This is a genomic window from Nocardia beijingensis NBRC 16342 (assembly GCF_001612785.1).
In the GTDB taxonomy this organism is placed as follows: Bacteria; Actinomycetota; Actinomycetes; order Mycobacteriales; family Mycobacteriaceae; genus Nocardia; species Nocardia beijingensis.
The window spans coordinates 55,644-71,795 of the sequence record NZ_BDBC01000053.1; the positions used below are offsets into that span (position 1 = coordinate 55,644).

The following is a 16,152-nucleotide window of genomic DNA, read 5'->3' on the forward strand; positions in this document are numbered from 1 at the left end:
ACAACCGGCGTTCGACGGGACGGCGCCGCCGGGGTGCGGGCGGAAACAGCCCACCACGAACCGTCCTCCACCACACACGGGTTCAACTAGTCCCCCGGTCGGGGGTGGGACGCCATGACACCGACGCGGTCAGAACTCCTGACCGTGTCCCAGCAGACCCCGGCAACTGGGTACATCCGATTTCCGGTCACCGGGCTCGAGAAACGGTCGGCGGCGCCGTTGCTGCCGTCAAGAGAGAAAGGGAAGAAACGATGAACAAAGTGATCGCGATCCTGCACAGCGAGCCCGTCCGCGCCTTGCTGTATCCACTGCTGGTCGCGCTGATCGGGTACGGGGTCACCAAGGGCGTTGTCTCGTCCGACCTCTCCGGGTTCGTCCTCGCCCTCGTCGCGGCGGCGCTGGGTCTGCCCGCGGTCGAGTCGGCACGCCACCGGGTCAGCCCGGCGCCACCGGACAGCGGTGAACCAGCATGAAAGCCAGGAAGGAGAAGACCCGCCACGACCCCTTCGAGGTGGTGCTGTGCGCCGTCTTCGGTGCCTCGATGCTGTTGCAGTGCGTCTATGGGCCGCCGCCCGATTCGGTGTTCGCCGCCATGCCGCCGGGATTCCGCACCCTGTGGCTCGTCCTCATGCTGATCGGCTGCGCAACGACACTGGTCGGTCTGTTCGCCCGGCGGGTCTGGGGTTATCTGATCGAGCAGGTCGGTCTGGGCGCGCTCGGCTGGTCCCTGGTCGCCTTCGGTGCGCAACTGCTGCTGTTGCAGCTGCAGCACGGAACCTTCGGTCCGCCCACCGTTCTCGGCGGGCCGCTGCCGATGGCGTTGGGTCTGGCGTTCCTGTGGAAACGCCGACAGGTTCTGCAAGACGTCCGGATACTGCGTGCCGTGAAGCTGAGGGAGGCGTCATGAATCTGGTCCAGCAGTCGCCGATCTTCGCGGCGCTCGTGCTCATCGCCGGCTCGTCGGCTCTGTCGGCGGCGGTGACGGCGTGGTTCAAACGCGGCGACGTCGACGCCCATATGACCAAGACGAAGGCCGATGCCGCGAAAGTATTGAGCGACCTCGCCATTTCGCAAACGCAGCAGATGTCCCAGCAGATGGGCGAGTTCCGGATGGCACTGCGGGTGCACCGGGAATGGGATCGGAAAATGGTGTCCCGAGCGCGACAAGCGGGCATCGAATTCGACGATCCGCCCGAACTGTTCCTTTGATCCGGACAGGAACTCGACGATCGGAACACGCGGGGCGTTACCAGGTGGTCGCCGAATGTTCGCGGTCTTCCGGTCTCCGGCCGACCGCTTCGAATCGGCAAATAATCGGCGGCGTTTCGGCGCCGCCGAAAAGACTGCTGCCGCAACGCTTGCCAAGTCGTTCACTTCGCAAGTATCCACGCCGCCACCGATCCGAAAACGGACCAAAACGGATTCCAGACTCGTTGCCAGGCCCGTGAACTCGGAGTTCGATGGGAACTAGCCGGGCCACTGGACAGTCGGGCGCCCCCCGGTACAGAGGAACAATCACCACGGCAACAAGGAGGCAGCGTCATGCCTACCATCACCTCTCTGTCCCCGACATCGGGACCGACCACCGGCGGTACGAGCGTCACGATCACGGGCACCGGATTCGGCGGCCCGACCACCGTACGATTCGGCAGTACCGCAACCACGTTCACGCTCGACTCCGCGACCCAGATCACCGCCGTCGCACCCGCCGGGTCGGTCGGCACCGTACAGGTCACCGTCTCCAACTCGAGCGGAACCAGCAACGGGGTCGCCTACACCTACGTCGCGGTTCCAGCGTTGAACAGCATCACGCCCAATCAGGGCTCCACGGCGGGCGGAACGACCGTCACGCTGAACGGATCCGGCTTCACCGGCGCTACGGCGGTCACTTTCGGCAGCACGCCCGCGTCTTCGTTCACGGTCGTCTCCGACACGCAGATCACGGCCGTCACTCCGGCCGGAACAGGGATCGTCCCGGTCACCGTGACCGGTCCCGGCGGCACCAGCGGCGCGGTCCCTTACATCTATGTCGTGGTCCCCACGATCACGTCGATCTCGCCGACCTCAGGCCCCACCTCGGGCGGCAACAACGTCGTCATCACCGGCACCGGGTTCACCGGCCCGCTGACGGTGCGGTTCGGAAGCACCGCGACGGTGTTCACGATCAATTCCCCGACCCAGATCACGGCCGTCGCGCCCGCGGGGACCGGAACGGTGCAAGTCACCGTCACCGGCTCGGGTGGAACAAGCAACGGCGTCGCCTACACCTACGCCGCGGTGCCCGCTCTGACGAGCATCGCGCCCAGCTCCGGGCCGGTGACCGGTGGGACGACGGTCGTGCTCACAGGCACGAACCTGACCGGAGCCACCGCGGTGAACTTCGGTGGCACACCGGCGACCTCGTTCACCGTCAACTCCGCCACCCAGATCACCGCCGTCGCACCCGCCGGAACGGGCACAGTGTCGGTCACCGTCACCACGCCGGGCGGAACCAGCAACGCCCTCGCTTACACCTACGTCGCGGCTCCCACCCTGACCGCGCTGGTTCCGAACTCCGGGCCGGCCGCGGGCGGAACGACGGTCATCCTCACCGGAACCAACCTGTCCGGAGCCACGGCGGTCACTTTCGGTGGCACACCGGCGGCTTCGTTCACGGTCAACTCCGCCACCCAGATCACCGCCGTCGCACCCGCGGGGACCGGAACGGTATCGGTCACCGTCACCACAGCGGGCGGAACCAGCAACGCCCTCGCTTACACCTACATCGCGGTTCCCACGCTCACCGCGCTGGTCCCGAACGTGGGTCCGGTGTCGGGCGGGACAACGGTCGTCATCACCGGAACCGGGCTGAACGGAGCCACAGCGGTCAACTTCGGCGCTACCCCGGCGACGTCGTTCACCGTCAACTCCGCCACCCAGATCACCGCCGTCGCACCCGCCGGAACGGGAACGGTGTCGGTCACCGTCACCACGCCGGGTGGAACGAGCAATGCCCTCGCTTACACCTACGTTTCGGTTCCCACGCTCACCGCAGTGGTGCCGAATGTCGGTCCGGTGGCCGGCGGAACAACGGTGGTGATCACCGGAACGAACCTGTCGGGAGCCACGGCGGTCACTTTCGGTGGCACACCGGCCACGTCGTTCACCGTCAATTCCGCCACCCAGATCACCGCCGTCGCACCGGCGGGAACCGGGACAGTATCGGTCACCGTCACCACACCGGGCGGAACCAGCAACGCCCTCGCTTACACCTACATCGCGGTTCCCACGCTCACCGCGCTGGCCCCGAACGCGGGTGTGGCAGCGGGCGGGACGACGGTCGTCATCACCGGCACCGGATTGTCGACGGCTACCGCGGTCGCTTTCGGTGGCACACCGGCGACCTCGTTCACCGTGAACTCCGATACCCAGATCACCGCCGTCGCACCCGCCGGAACGGGAACGGTGTCGGTCACCGTCACCACAGCGGGCGGAACCAGCAACGGCGTGGCCTACACCTACATTCCGGTGCCCGCCCTCATCACGGCGGTCCCGAATGCCGGATCCGCGTCGGGCGGAACGACGGTCGTCCTCACGGGAACCGGATTGACCGGCACTACCGCGGTCACTTTCGGTGGCACACCGGCGACCTCGTTCACGGTCGACTCCGATACCCAGATCACCGCCGTCGCACCCGCCGGAACCGGTACAGTGCAGGTCACCGCCACCACATCCGGCGGAACCAGCAACGGCCTCACCTACACCTACATCGCGGTTCCCACGCTGACGGCTGCTGTCCCGAATGTGGGCGTGGAGGCGGGCGGAACGATCGTCGTTCTCACCGGGACGGGGCTGACCGGCACCACAGCGGTCGACTTCGGCGCCACCCCGGCGACGTCGTTCACCGTCAACTCCGCCACCCAGATCACCGCCGTCGCACCCGCCGGAACCGGAACTGTGTCGGTCACCGCCACCACACCAGGCGGAACCAGCAACGCCGTCGCCTACACCTACATTCCGCTCCCCACCCTCACCACGGTGCTGCCGAATGTGGGATTGGAAGCCGGTGGGACGATCGTCGTCCTGACCGGGACGGGGCTGTCCACCGCCACCGCGGTCGATTTCGGCGGCACACCGGCGACCTCGTTCACCGTCAACTCCGATACCCAGATCACCGCTGTCGCACCTGCCGGGACCGGCACCGTGCAGGTCACCGCCACCACCGCAGGAGGAACCAGCAACGGCGTCGCCTACACCTACCTCGGGGTTCCCACGTTGGTCACGGCGCTGCCGAACGTCGGGCCGATCGCGGGCGGAACCACGGTCGTCATCGCCGGAACGAACCTGCTCGGAGCCACTTCGGTGGACTTCGGCGGCACACCGGCGGCGTCGTTCACCGTCGACTCGGCACTGCAGATCACGGCGGTGACGCCCCCCGGCACGGGCACCGTACAACTCACCGTCACCACAGCAGGAGGAACCAGTAATGGCCTTGCGTTCACCTACATCTGACGGCTGAAGCGGCTGGGCCGTCGGCACGCTCTTGCCGGCGGCCCAGTTTCGTCGCGGTTGAGCGAATACGACACGAGTCTCCGTCACCGTTGACGGAGGCTGCAGGGGTAAGGGGGTTTCGTTGGCGACCGTACTCAAGATGCTGCTGGCGGAGCGGCATCTCAAAAGTCATCACGATTTTCTGGCCGCGTACGACCGGTGCGCGGCGCGGCTCGATCCGCCCATCCCGCCTGGGCACGGGCCGGCGAAGGCGCAGTACTACCAGTGGTTGTCCGGGCGCATGATCGGACTGCCGCGCGACTATCACTGCCGGGTGCTGGAACGGATGTTCCCGGGCTGGACCGTCGAGGGACTGTTTCAAATGGCCAATTCCATACCCGTCGACCGTTCGCAGGAGATGGGGTTCGTCGGCGTCGACGCCTCGCTGGAGGCATTCCTCGGGGCGGAGGCGACCACCGACGGAACGACGCTGGTCTACCCGGCGTTCGAACTGGCGCAGTCGTCGGTGGAAGCGCTCCGAGCGGCCGGGATCAGCCGACAGCGGGTGTTCCAGAAGCAAGGCGCGCTCGGCAACCGGAATGCCGACGTCCCGTCGGTGGTGGCGGAGAACGATCTTCGCGGATTGCTGTATGTGCTGTCCTTCCTGCAGCGACACACCAGCATTCCGATCGACGTTCGCAGCGACCGCGATATCCGCGCACACCGCGACCGCCCGTACATCAGCTTCGGGCTCATCGGCAACGATTGCTTGCAGCTGTATCTGGACACGGCGCAGCGTCCGCTGTTCACCCTGCGGGAAGGCACCGCCGACGGCTCCCCTGCCGTGCGGCTATGGCTGTCGGACGGAAGCGGGTACGACTCCGGCGACGACCGCAATATCGGCGTCGTCGCCCGCGTGCGTCCCAGTCCGCAGCGACATCCCGGCCGCTATTGGATGTACTGCGGCGGTTTGGGTCCACGTGGCACCGCTGGAGCGGGGTGGTACCTCGCCCACGCGTGGGGCGCGTTGCAACAGCGTGCCGGCGATCGCGACTTCGTCGCTGTCATCGGCGTCGACGAGTACTCCGATCACACGGTCAGTCTGGAGCATCTGCTGATCGGGCCGTCGGTCGGTGACTGACGGTGCGGCGACCACGCCTCAGTACTCGGGTGGCAGCGCCGCCAGCATGTCGCGGGTCACCGCGACGGCGTTGTCGGAGCTGCCGCCCTTGACCAGGAGCGTCGCGAAGGCGAGATCGCCTCGGAAGCCGACGAACCAGGAGTGCGATCCGCCGTCCACTTCGGCTTCGCCGGTCTTGCCGTAGACCTCGCCCTGATCGGCGATCCGCTCGGCTGTACCGCCGACCACCACCTGGCGCATCATGGTGCGCAGTCCCTCGATGACATCGGGGGCCGGCGCCGGGCGGTCGCCATCGATCCGGGTGGGCCGCCCGGCGATCAGGTACGGCACGGGCGCCGAGCCGTGCGCGATGGTCGCCGCCATGAGCGCCATGCCGAACGGGCTGACCACCACTTTGCCCTGGCCGATCCCGTCCTCGGTGCGCTGGATCAGGTCGTCGGAGGCGGGCACCGAGCCGGAAGTCGTCGGCAGCCCCACCACCGAATAGGTGGGCCCGACACCGAGCTTCGCGGCGGCCTCGCGCAACGCGGGACCGGGCAGTGCACTGGCGAGTTTGGCGAACGAAGTGTTGCAGGACCGCTCGTAGGCCGTGGACATCGGCACATTGCCGACGGTGAACAGGTTGTAGTTGGGGATCGTTCGCTCCCCGATCACGATCCGGCTCGGGCACGGCAGCACCGTGTCCGGGGTCGCGAGGCCGTTCGACATGGCCGCGGCGGCGGTCACCGTCTTGAACACCGAGCCGGGCGGATACTGGCCGATCGTGGCGAGTGGGCCGTCCCGATCGGCGGCCTTGTTCTGCGCGACGGCCAGAATCGCACCGGTGGACGGGCGCAGCACCACCATCATGGTCTGCTCGGCACGCGGCTGCACGGCGCGCTGGGCGGCGTTCTGCACAGTGCGGTCGATGCTGAGCGAGAACGACGGCGCCGGCTGCGAGGGCACCTCCATCAGGACGTCGGTGTCGGCGCCGTTGGCGTTCAGAGTGACCACGCTCCACCCGGCCTTGCCGTCCACTTCCGCGATCACCGTCTTGCGCACCTGGGCCAGCAGGTCGGGCGCGAACTCCCGATCGGTGGCGACCAGATCCCATTGCTGCGTCAGTGTGACGCCGGGCAGACCGATCAGATCGGTGGTCACCTCGGCGGATTCGAGGTCGTTGAGCAGCGCGACCGTGTAGGGACCGTGCGCGGCCTCGGCCGCGTCCAGGATCGACTGGGGCGTCAGCGACTTGTCGAAGCGGTACAGCGCGGCGGACAGGGCGGTGGCCACGCTTTTCGGATCGGCGGCGTCGGCCGCGACGAACGCGACCCTGGACACCTTGCCCGGCACCATGACGTCGCTGCCGGACTGCTCGTTCACCCGCGCCCGCGGCGGTGGATCGGATCGCAACGCCATGGTCTGGGTGTCGCCGAGTTTGGGATGGATGTCGGAGGAGGTCCAGCGGACCATCCAGCGCCCGTTGCTGCGGCCCATCTGCAGTTGGCCCGAGTACTTCCAGGTCCGGTTCTTGGGCAGCCGCCACTCGTAGGTGTAGTCGACGGTGGCGGTGTCACCGGTCACGCGCGCCGCGCCGGTGCGCGCCGTGAGCTGTTCGGCCTGGAGCTGATCCCACGCGGAACGCAGGGCGCTGCTCGCCTTCTCGGGCAGGTTCGTGAGGTCGGCGGCGGCGCTCACCCGGTGCTCGGCGAACGCTTTGACGAACGCGTCCGCGACGGGGACCGGCCCCTGCGGCTTGCTCGCACAACCGGCGGCGGCCACCGTGACGGCCGCGACGGCGAGCGAGAGGAGCATCCGAGTCCACATCGGGACCGATGGTAGTAGTCACTGCCGGGCAAACGCCTGCGGCACTCCGGGATTCGCCGCGCGGACGGCCGCGCTCAGTCGACCAAGACGGTGGCGAAGGTCGCGATCTGCCGGAATCCGACCCGGCTGTAGGCGCGGCGAGCGATCGCGTTGTAGTCGTTCACATACAGGCTCGCCGTGCGGCCCGAGGCGATCACGGCGTTCGCGACAGCCGCGGTGCCCGCGGTGCCGTATCCCCTCCCCCGGTGCTCCGGGTGCACCCAGACGCCTTGGATCTGACCTGTGCGCCGCGACAGCGAACCGACCTCAGCTTTGAAGACCACTTCCCCGTCCTCGAAACGAGCCCAGGCACGGCCGGATTCGATCAAGCTCTGGATGCGGCGGCGGTAGCCGCGGCCGCCGTCCCCCGCGCGCGGATCGACGCCGACCTCCTCGATGAACATGGCGATCGCGGCCGAGAGGTAGCGGTCGAGTTCGTCGCGACGCACCCGGCGGACCTCCGCGTCCGGCGTGGCCAGCGGCGGCTGGGCCAGCGCCAGCAGCGGCTGTTCCCCGCGCAACTCGCGCTCCGGACCCCAATGACCGGCCAGCATCTCCCACAGCGGCAACGTCAGTTCCCTGCGCCCCACCACCGAGGAACAGACCCGGGGCCAGCGGACGGCGCGATCGGCGAAAGCGCGCAACGCGTCACGATCCCCCAGCAACGGCACCAGGTTCGCCCCCGAGAAACACAGCGACTCCGCCGGGCCGCCCCTGCTCCACAGCTCCCCTTGGCCGCACCGGTTGTCCAGGCCGAACTCCTGCAAGCGGGCCGCGACCATGCATGAGGCCACCGGATCGGCATCCAGCACACGCAGCACCTGAGCAAGATCCCGATTAGCGAGCTGCCGCGCAGGGGCGTATTTGGCCCGACGCGCCGGCTCCAGCAGACTCCGCACGGTGACAGCCTGCCACGAACCGGCGCGATGCGGTACGGCTATGCCGAAAGCGCTGGTAGGCGCGTCCTCAGCGGACGGTGACGACCGGTTCGCCGGTGCCTGCGTCCTCGCCCATCTCCTCGGCGATGCGCATCGCCTCTTCGATGAGCGTCTCGACGATCTGCGCCTCCGGGACGGTCTTGATGACCTCGCCCTTGACGAAGATCTGGCCCTTGCCGTTGCCGGAGGCCACACCCAGGTCCGCCTCGCGCGCCTCGCCGGGGCCGTTCACGACACAGCCCATCACGGCCACCCGCAGCGGCACCGCCATGCCCTCCAGGCCCGCGGTCACCTCGTTGGCCAGCGTGTACACGTCGACCTGGGCGCGCCCGCAGGACGGGCACGACACGATCTCCAGCTTGCGGGGGCGCAGGTTCAGCGATTGCAGGATCTGCCCGCCGACCTTGACCTCTTCGGCGGGCGGTGCGGACAGCGACACGCGGATCGTGTCGCCGATACCCTCCGACAGCAGCGCGCCGAAGGCGACCGCCGACTTGATCGTGCCCTGGAACGCCGGGCCCGCCTCGGTGACGCCGAGGTGCAGCGGGTAGTCGCACTGCGCGGCCAGCTGACGGTATGCCTCCACCATGACCACCGGGTCGTTGTGCTTGACCGAGATCTTGATGTCGCCGAACCCGTGCTCCTCGAACAGGCTCGCCTCCCACAGCGCCGACTCCACCAGCGCCTCCGGCGTGGCCTTGCCGTACTTCTCCAGCATCCGCTTGTCCAGCGAACCGGCGTTCACGCCGATGCGGATCGGGATGCCCGCCGCGCCCGCGGCCTTGGCGACCTCCTTGACCCGGCCGTCGAACTCCTTGATGTTGCCGGGGTTGACCCGCACCGCGGCGCATCCGGCGTCGATCGCGGCGAAGATGTAGCGGGGCTGGAAGTGGATGTCGGCGATCACCGGGATCTGGGATTTCGCGGCGATCGTGGCCAGCGCGTCCGCGTCCTCCTGACGCGGGCAGGCCACCCGCACGATGTCGCACCCCGACGCGGTGAGCTCCGCGATCTGCTGCAGGGTGGCGTTCACGTCGTGCGTCTTGGTCGTGGTCATGGACTGCACCGAGATCGGGTGGTCGCTGCCAACCCCGACATTGCCCACCATCAGCTGGCGGGTCTTACGCCGTGGAGCGAGCACTGCCGCGGGGGCGGTCGGCATCCCCAATCCGATTGTGCTGGTCACCTTCGGCTGCCTACTTTCGTCGTGTCCGGCCGGTTCGGTGCCGAGTCTAGCCGTGGCGCGCGAAGCCCACCGTACGTCGCCGGTCACACCACCCCATCCGGGCCCCGGTCAGAACAGCTTGATGGGGTTGACGATGTCGGCGGCCAGGGTGAGCAGCATGTACGCACCGCCGATCACCACGACGACATAGGTCGCAGGCAGCAGCTTCAGGTAGTTCACCGGCGCACCCGGTGCGAGCCCCTTCCAGCCGCGGATGGTGTTGCGGATCTTCTCGTAGATCACCACCGCGATGTGCCCACCGTCCAGGGGGAGCAGCGGCAGCAGGTTGAAGATGCCGAGGAAGAAGTTCAGGCTGGCCAGCACCAGGATGAAGACGTTCCACAGGCCGCGCTCGGCGGTCTCGCCGCCGATCTTGCTGGCGCCGTACACGCTGACCGGGGTCTCCGGATCCCGCTCGCCTCCGGTCACCGCGTCCCACAGCGCGGATACCTTCGCCGGCATCTGCGTCAGCGAGTCGACCGTGCGCAGGAACATGTCGCCGGTGAACCCTGCGGCTGCGGGAACGGCGCCGAGCAGGTCGTATCGCACGGGGTCGTAGCGCTCCGGCGCCACACCGATGGCGCCGACCACGCGGCCCTCGCCGCCGCCCTCGGGATACCGGACGACGCGTTCCGGAGTCACCGGAATGGTGAGGGTGCGGCCGTCGCGTTCGATCACGTAGGTGAACGGGCCGGTCTGCTTCTGGGTTTCGGCCTGGAACTGCCGCCAAGTGTCCACCTTGACGCCGTTGACCTCTTTGACGATGTCGCCGCGCTGCAATCCGGCGCGCTGCGCCGGGCCCGTGCCGGTGCACGGCTCGCTGGAGCCGTCGGGCTTGCCTTGCGGCACGCAGCTCATGACCCCCAGCGCGGTCGCGGGCGGTTCCTTCAAGTTCGGCAACCCCCAGCCGACGGCGAGCAGCACGATCAGGATGAAGCCGAGCACGAAGTTCATCGCGATGCCGCCGGACATCACCACCAGCCGCTTCCAGGTGGCCTGGCGGTACATGGCGCGGTCGAGTTCTTCCGGGCGCAGCTCGTCGAGCGCCGTCATGCCGGCGATGTCGCAGAAACCGCCGAGCGGAAGCGCCTTGAGGCCGTATTCGGTCTCACCGCGGCGGAACGAGAAGATCTTCGGCCCGAATCCGATGAAATACCGTCGCACCTTCATGCCGGTCGCCTGGGCGGTCCACATGTGCCCACATTCGTGCAGCGCGATCGACACCGTGATGCCCAGCGCGAACAGCACGAATCCCAACGCGAACACCATTTGCTCTACAGCCCTCCTGCGTATGCGCAGCTCGAATATCCCGCACGCACGCGTCCGCTCCTGGCCGCGAGCACTCCCACCACCCTAATGGGACAAAGTCCTGCCCGGTGTGTTCAGTGTGCCAGGACGCCGTCGCTCCGCGCGTCCGATCCGCCGTCGAAGCCTCAGCCGCGCACCCGAGCAGCGGCGAACTCCCGCGCCCAGGCGTCCGCGGCGAGGACTTCGTCGAGCGAATCGGGCTCCGCGCGCCACTGCCGCGCGGCCTCCACGGCGGCGGCCACCGTGCCGACGATCTGCGGGAAACGGATGGCGCCGTCCAGGAAAGCCTGCACCGCGACTTCGTTCGCGGCGTTGTAGACCGCGGTCACGCTGCCACCGGCCTCACCCGCGGCACGCGCCAGCTCCACCGCGGGGAAGACGTCGTTGTCGACCGGTTCGAACGTCCAGGTGGACGCGGTGCCGAAATCGCAGGCCGCGGCGGCGCCCGGCACCCGGTCCGGCCACCCGAGCGCCAGGGCGATCGGCAGTTTCATGTCCGGCGGACTGGCCTGGGCGAGCGTGGAGCCGTCGGTGAAGGTGACCATCGAGTGCACGATCGATTGCGGGTGCACGGTGACGTCGATGCGGTCGTAGGGCACTCCGAACAGCAGGTGCGTCTCGATCAGCTCGAGTCCCTTGTTCACCAGCGAGGCCGAGTTCAGGGTGTTCATCAAACCCATCGACCAGGTGGGATGCGCCTTGGCCTCGGCCGGCTCGACCGACTCCAGCATCTCGGCGGTCCAGCCGCGGAACGGGCCGCCGGAGGCGGTCAGCACCAGCCGCTCGACCTCGTCGGCACGGCCGCCGCGCAGGCATTGCGCCAGCGCGGAATGTTCCGAGTCCACCGGGACGATCTGGCCGGGAGCGGCGGCACGGGTGACCAGGGAGCCGCCGGCGACCAGCGACTCCTTGTTGGCCAGGGCCAGGCGCGTGCCGGACTGGAGAGTCGCCAGGGTCGGCTCCAGCCCGAGCGAGCCGACCAGGGCGTTGAGCACCACGTCCGCCTCGGTGCGGCGCACCAGCTCGGTCACCGCTCCCGGACCGCCGAGCGGCAGGTCCAACCGCTGGGCCGCGGCCGGATCGGCGACGGCCACATTGCGGGTGCCCGTGGCGGCCATCTGGGCGGCGAGCAGCTCGGTGTTGCCGCCGCGCGCGGCGAGTCCGACCACTTCGAAGCGGTCGGGATTGGCGGCGATCACCTCGAGCGCTTGAGTGCCAATGGATCCGGTGCTGCCCAGCAGCAGGACTCTCACGATGTCGGACACGTCTTCATTGTGTCCTACCTCCGAAACGCGTTCGACGGGCGCGGGCCGACTTACAACGACGCACCGTCGTATGTCACGATATGCGGCAGCAGCTCATCGAGGGCGTACCGGAATCGCGGTACAAGTAACAGCTAAGGAGCGATCGTGGCCGCCACGGAACTCGAACACGTCGAAACCGAGCGCGTCGTCACTCGCGTCGATCCCGCCGAAGTTCCCTCCGCGGCCTGGGGCTGGAGCGGCGAGTCGCGTCGTACCTTCCGGATCGCGGGCTGGATCGTCGCGCTGATCCTGCTCGCCATGCTGGTCGGCAACCACAAGGGCAAGGTCGAGGACATCTTCCTCGTCGGCTTCGCCGTCCTGATCGCGGGCATCCTGATCCGCGACTCGGTGCTCCAGCGCAAGCCGCGCTAGCCGGAAATCCTTCTCGCACAAGTTCATTCGTCCTGTACCGCGGCCCATGGCCCGGTACCGTGTGCGTCCGAGGTCCGCGTCCCAGCCGGGTCGCGGACCTCGGTTTCTGTTCCGACGACCACTTAGGACGCAATGATCAAGACCTGTTCGGCCGCCCTGCTCGCCGCGAGCGCGTTCGGCTCGCTGCTGTTGTCGCCCGCCGCGCCCGCGCATGCCCAGTCACCGGCGTGCGGCGCTGCCGTCGACGCGATCAACGCCGCCATCGACGAGTCGGGCGGCAATCTGGACCCGACCGTGCAGCAGTCGCTGGCCGCCAAGCTCTCGGCCATCCCGGCCGAGGGCGCGGAGAAGGACGCCATCGCCGGCTATGCCCGCGCCCTCACCGACGAGAAGGTCACGAGCATGGACGCCGCGACCGACGAACTGAACCGAGTCTGCAAGGGCTGATCGCCGGGCGGCGCGGACCCGGGCCGGTTCGCGCCGCCGCCGGACGGCCGGGCTACCGTCCGCGACGCCGGGTGGGCTTCTTGGCCGGGGCCGGACGCCCTCCGGTCTTCTTGGCCGCCGGCTTCTTCCGCGGCTCGTTCTGCTCGGCTCGGGCCTGGCCGCGGGAGCTGCGCGCGGAGCGGCCACGGACCACCCCGACGAACTCCTCGACCAGATCGGTGGTGCGGTCGGCGGGCCAGGCCAGCGCGACCTCGGTGTCGGGAACGTCGAGCATCGGACGGTAGACCAGGTCGCGACGATGATGCAGGCGAGCGAGCGAGTGCGGCACGATCGCCGCGCCACCGGCCGCGGCGACCAGTTCCAGTGCGCCGCCCACCGCGTCGACGTCCGAGGCGTCCTGGAGCCGCTCGTCGGCCAGGTCGGCCATGCGCACCTCGTCGAACACCGACAGCGGGTGTTCCTTCTGCACCACGACGACCGGAACCTCCCGGTAGAGCGGGATCGCGCTCAGGCCTTCGCGGTCGATCGGGAGCCGGACGAAGCACATGTCCACCCGGCCGGTGCGCAAAGCCGCTTCCTGATCCGCCTGCGCCAGCGCGCTCACCTCGAGCGGGACGTCCGGGAACCGCTCGGCCCAGATCCGGGTCCACTTGGACACCGTGACGCCCGGCACGAAACCCACCCGCAGGGCGGCCGGAACCTCGGGCTCGTCCCGCCGCGCCGCCGATTCGGCCCGCGCGAGGATCTCGCGCGCCTGCTCGAGCAGCTCCCGCCCGTCATCGGTGAGCTGGGTCGGCTGCGCGCCCGGCACGAACAGCTTTGTGCCGAGCTCGTTCTCCAAGTCGATGACGGTATGGCTGAGCTTCTGCCGCGAGATGTGCAGCGACTTCGCCGCGCGCGCGAAGTGCAACTCCTGCGCGACCGCGACGAACCAGCGCAGGCGCACGACATCGATCGACTCCAACCGGCTCATTCGTGGAAGCGTATGCCACCGCACGGTCGGGCCCCGCCGCGCCGCCCAGTAAGCTGGGCCGGTGAGCCCGGACCAGAAATCGCAGATGATGAAGCCGTTGACGGCGGCGAACAAGCTCGGCATCTACCTTCCGGCCGCACCCGAGGAGTTCCGCAACGCGCCGATCTCCCGCACCCAGCTCGACGCGCTGCGCAACGATCCCCCCGAATGGCTCGTCGAGCTGCGCCGCACCGGTCCGTTCCCGCGCGATGTGGTGGCGCGCAAGCTCGGCGTCTCCAACACCGGCCTGACCCGTGCCGGGGTCTCCGACCACCTCACCGTCGACGAGATCGATGCTCTGCTCGCCGACCCGCCGGAGTGGCTCGTGCGCGAGCGGGAGAACTACGCCGCGGTCCGCGCGGAGAACGAGCGCATCAAGACGAAGGAAGCCGAACGTCGCGCCGCGACCAACCGTCCGGCGAAGAACCGCGGGTAGGGCATCCGTCGACCGTCAGCGAGCTGCGACAGCCGGGGTCACGCCGGCCGGGTAGCTCAGTTCTCCGCGGCCAACTGTCCGCAGGCGGCCGCGATCTCCTGGCCGCGGGTATCGCGGACGGTGCAGGGCACGCCCTTGGCGTTGACGCGGCGGACGAACTCCTGCTCGACCGGCTTGGGGCTGGCGTCCCACTTGGACCCGGGGGTCGGGTTGAGCGGGATGACGTTGACGTGCACCCGTGAGCCGAGCGCCTTGTGCAGCTTCTCGCCGAGCATGTCCGCGCGCCATGGGTGGTCGTTGATGTCGCGGATGAGCGCGTATTCGACCGAGACGCGGCGGCCGGTCTTGTCGGCGTAGTAGCGGGCCGCGTCCAGCACTTCGGCGACCGGCCAGCGATTGTTGACCGGGACCAGGGTGTCGCGCAGTTCGTCGTCGGGCGTGTGCAGCGAGACCGCGAGCGTGACGGACAATCCCTCGTCGGCCAGTTTGCGGATGGCCGGAGCCAGCCCGACGGTCGAGACCACGACATTGCGCTGGGAGATGCCGAGACCGTCCGGCGCGGGCGAGGTGATCCGGCGGACCGCGGCGATCACCCGCTTGTAGTTCGCCAGCGGCTCCCCCATGCCCATGAAGACGATGTTGGACAGCCTGCCCGGCCCACCCGCCACTTCCCCGTCCCGTAGCGCGGCGGCCGCGGCACGCACCTGGTCGACGATCTCGGCGGTGGACAGGTTGCGGTTCAGTCCGCCCTGTCCGGTGGCGCAGAACGGGCACGCCATGCCGCAACCGGCCTGGCTGGAGATGCACAGGGTCGCCCGGTCGGGGTAGCGCATGAGCACGCTTTCCAGCAGCGTGCCGTCGCCGGCGCGCCAGAGCGTCTTACGGGTCTCCCCGTCGTCGCACGCCACATGCTTGACCACGTCGAGCAGCGGCGGGAACAGCGCTTCGCCGATCTTCTCCCTGACCGCGGCGGGCAGATCCGTCATCTGCGCCGGATCGGCTTGCAAACGCGCGTAGTACTGCCGGGCGATCTGATCGGCGCGGAACTTCGGCAGGCCCAGTTCCGCGACGGCCGCGCGCCTGCCCTCGGCGTCGAGGTCGGCGAGATGACGCGGCGGCATGCCGCGGCGTGGGGCGTCGAAAACCAGGGGCAGGGAGACGGTCATAGTTGCTCCATTGTCCCATCCGGAGGAAACATGCCCGCACTCGACCGCATGCGGCTCGACATGCCGGGCTCGCCACCGGGAAATGCCTGCGGCGGCGATAGCCGTCAGCCATGATCGAGATATGTCCACGCATGCCGAACACCCGCCCGAACCGGATCCGGACCTGTCGAAGCGCCAGCGCACGACACCGCCGGCCGAACCGCCCGTGGTCCCGGGTGCCCCGGCCGTCGCTCCGGTCAAGAAGTCGCTGGCCTCGCGCACCGGTTACGCCTGGACCGGGCTCGTCGCAGGCGTCTTGATCCTCGTCCTGTTGCTGATCTTCATCGTGCAGAACCTCGAGCAGGTCCAGGTGCACTTCTTCTTCTGGGACTTCTCGCTGCCGCTCGGCGTCACCGTGCTGTTGTCGGTGATCGGTGGCGCACTCGTCATGGCATCGGTGGGCGGCATGCGCATCCTGCAATTGCGCCGTGCGGCCAAGAAGGTCTGAC

At 68.6% G+C, this 16,152-nt stretch carries 16 protein-coding genes; 9 read left to right on the top strand and 7 right to left on the bottom strand.

What is annotated here, in order from left to right; translation table 11 throughout:
- Window positions 1-251: 251 nt before the first annotated feature.
- The 5 genes from NB3_RS26300 to NB3_RS26320 all read left to right on the top strand — a co-directional run bounded on the left by NB3_RS26300 (window position 252) and on the right by NB3_RS26320 (window position 5,611).
- Window positions 252-473 (top strand): hypothetical protein, encoded by a 222-nt coding sequence (locus NB3_RS26300; protein WP_067808719.1) that lies wholly within the window; start codon window positions 252-254, stop codon window positions 471-473.
- Complete coding sequence (locus NB3_RS26305; protein WP_067808721.1) at window positions 470-907, top strand: hypothetical protein; 438 nt, start codon at window positions 470-472, stop codon at window positions 905-907. Before NB3_RS26300 ends, NB3_RS26305 begins: the two co-directional genes overlap by 4 nt.
- The gene (locus tag NB3_RS26310) at window positions 904-1,209 is read left to right on the top strand and encodes a hypothetical protein (RefSeq protein WP_067808723.1); all 306 of its coding nucleotides are present in this window, start codon (window positions 904-906) and stop codon (window positions 1,207-1,209) included. Before NB3_RS26305 ends, NB3_RS26310 begins: the two co-directional genes overlap by 4 nt.
- Window positions 1,210-1,542: 333 nt before the next feature.
- Window positions 1,543-4,491, top strand: a complete 2,949-nt coding sequence (locus NB3_RS26315) for an IPT/TIG domain-containing protein (RefSeq protein WP_067808724.1) — start codon at window positions 1,543-1,545, stop codon at window positions 4,489-4,491.
- 121 nt (window positions 4,492-4,612) lie between these two features.
- On the top strand, window positions 4,613-5,611 hold the full coding sequence (locus NB3_RS26320) for a hypothetical protein (protein WP_067808726.1): 999 nt from the start codon (window positions 4,613-4,615) through the stop codon (window positions 5,609-5,611).
- Between the two features lie 18 nt (window positions 5,612-5,629).
- Here the strand turns inward: NB3_RS26320 and NB3_RS26325 are convergent, their stop codons facing one another.
- The 5 genes from NB3_RS26325 to dxr all read right to left on the bottom strand — a co-directional run bounded on the left by NB3_RS26325 (window position 5,630) and on the right by dxr (window position 12,192).
- The gene (locus NB3_RS26325; protein ID WP_067808728.1) at window positions 5,630-7,417 is read right to left on the bottom strand and encodes a penicillin-binding transpeptidase domain-containing protein; all 1,788 of its coding nucleotides are present in this window, start codon (window positions 7,415-7,417) and stop codon (window positions 5,630-5,632) included.
- A 74-nt stretch (window positions 7,418-7,491) separates the two neighbouring features.
- Window positions 7,492-8,355, bottom strand: coding sequence for a GNAT family N-acetyltransferase (locus tag NB3_RS26330; protein WP_084823687.1), 864 nt, complete (start codon window positions 8,353-8,355; stop codon window positions 7,492-7,494).
- Between the two features lie 67 nt (window positions 8,356-8,422).
- A complete protein-coding gene (gene ispG / locus NB3_RS26335; protein ID WP_067808730.1) occupies window positions 8,423-9,580 on the bottom strand; it encodes a flavodoxin-dependent (E)-4-hydroxy-3-methylbut-2-enyl-diphosphate synthase in 1,158 nt (385 codons plus the stop codon).
- Between the two features lie 108 nt (window positions 9,581-9,688).
- Complete coding sequence (locus NB3_RS26340) at window positions 9,689-10,888, bottom strand: M50 family metallopeptidase (RefSeq protein ID WP_067808732.1); 1,200 nt, start codon at window positions 10,886-10,888, stop codon at window positions 9,689-9,691.
- A gap of 164 nt (window positions 10,889-11,052) precedes the next feature.
- Window positions 11,053-12,192 (bottom strand): 1-deoxy-D-xylulose-5-phosphate reductoisomerase, encoded by a 1,140-nt coding sequence (gene dxr, locus NB3_RS26345; protein WP_067808734.1) that lies wholly within the window; start codon window positions 12,190-12,192, stop codon window positions 11,053-11,055.
- Window positions 12,193-12,336: 144 nt separating this feature from the next.
- Between dxr and NB3_RS26350 the strand changes: the two genes are divergently transcribed.
- Entirely contained in the window at window positions 12,337-12,603 is a 267-nt protein-coding gene (locus NB3_RS26350; RefSeq protein ID WP_067808736.1) for a DUF2631 domain-containing protein, read from the top strand.
- Between the two features lie 132 nt (window positions 12,604-12,735).
- The gene (locus NB3_RS26355) at window positions 12,736-13,050 is read left to right on the top strand and encodes a hypothetical protein (RefSeq protein ID WP_067808738.1); all 315 of its coding nucleotides are present in this window, start codon (window positions 12,736-12,738) and stop codon (window positions 13,048-13,050) included.
- A gap of 52 nt (window positions 13,051-13,102) precedes the next feature.
- Here NB3_RS26355 and NB3_RS26360 read toward each other — a convergent pair whose 3' ends face one another.
- Entirely contained in the window at window positions 13,103-14,023 is a 921-nt protein-coding gene (locus NB3_RS26360) for a LysR family transcriptional regulator (RefSeq protein ID WP_067808740.1), read from the bottom strand.
- Between the two features lie 61 nt (window positions 14,024-14,084).
- Here NB3_RS26360 and NB3_RS26365 point away from each other — a divergent pair, with 61 nt between their 5' ends.
- On the top strand, window positions 14,085-14,498 hold the full coding sequence (locus tag NB3_RS26365) for a DUF5997 family protein (protein ID WP_067808742.1): 414 nt from the start codon (window positions 14,085-14,087) through the stop codon (window positions 14,496-14,498).
- Window positions 14,499-14,554: 56 nt separating this feature from the next.
- Here the strand turns inward: NB3_RS26365 and rlmN are convergent, their stop codons facing one another.
- Window positions 14,555-15,664, bottom strand: a complete 1,110-nt coding sequence (rlmN, locus tag NB3_RS26370; RefSeq protein ID WP_067808744.1) for a dual-specificity RNA methyltransferase RlmN — start codon at window positions 15,662-15,664, stop codon at window positions 14,555-14,557.
- A 121-nt stretch (window positions 15,665-15,785) separates the two neighbouring features.
- Here rlmN and NB3_RS26375 point away from each other — a divergent pair, with 121 nt between their 5' ends.
- Window positions 15,786-16,151: a LapA family protein gene (locus NB3_RS26375; RefSeq protein ID WP_067808746.1), complete on the top strand. Its 366-nt coding sequence runs from the start codon at window positions 15,786-15,788 to the stop codon at window positions 16,149-16,151.
- Window position 16,152 lies beyond the last annotated feature (1 nt).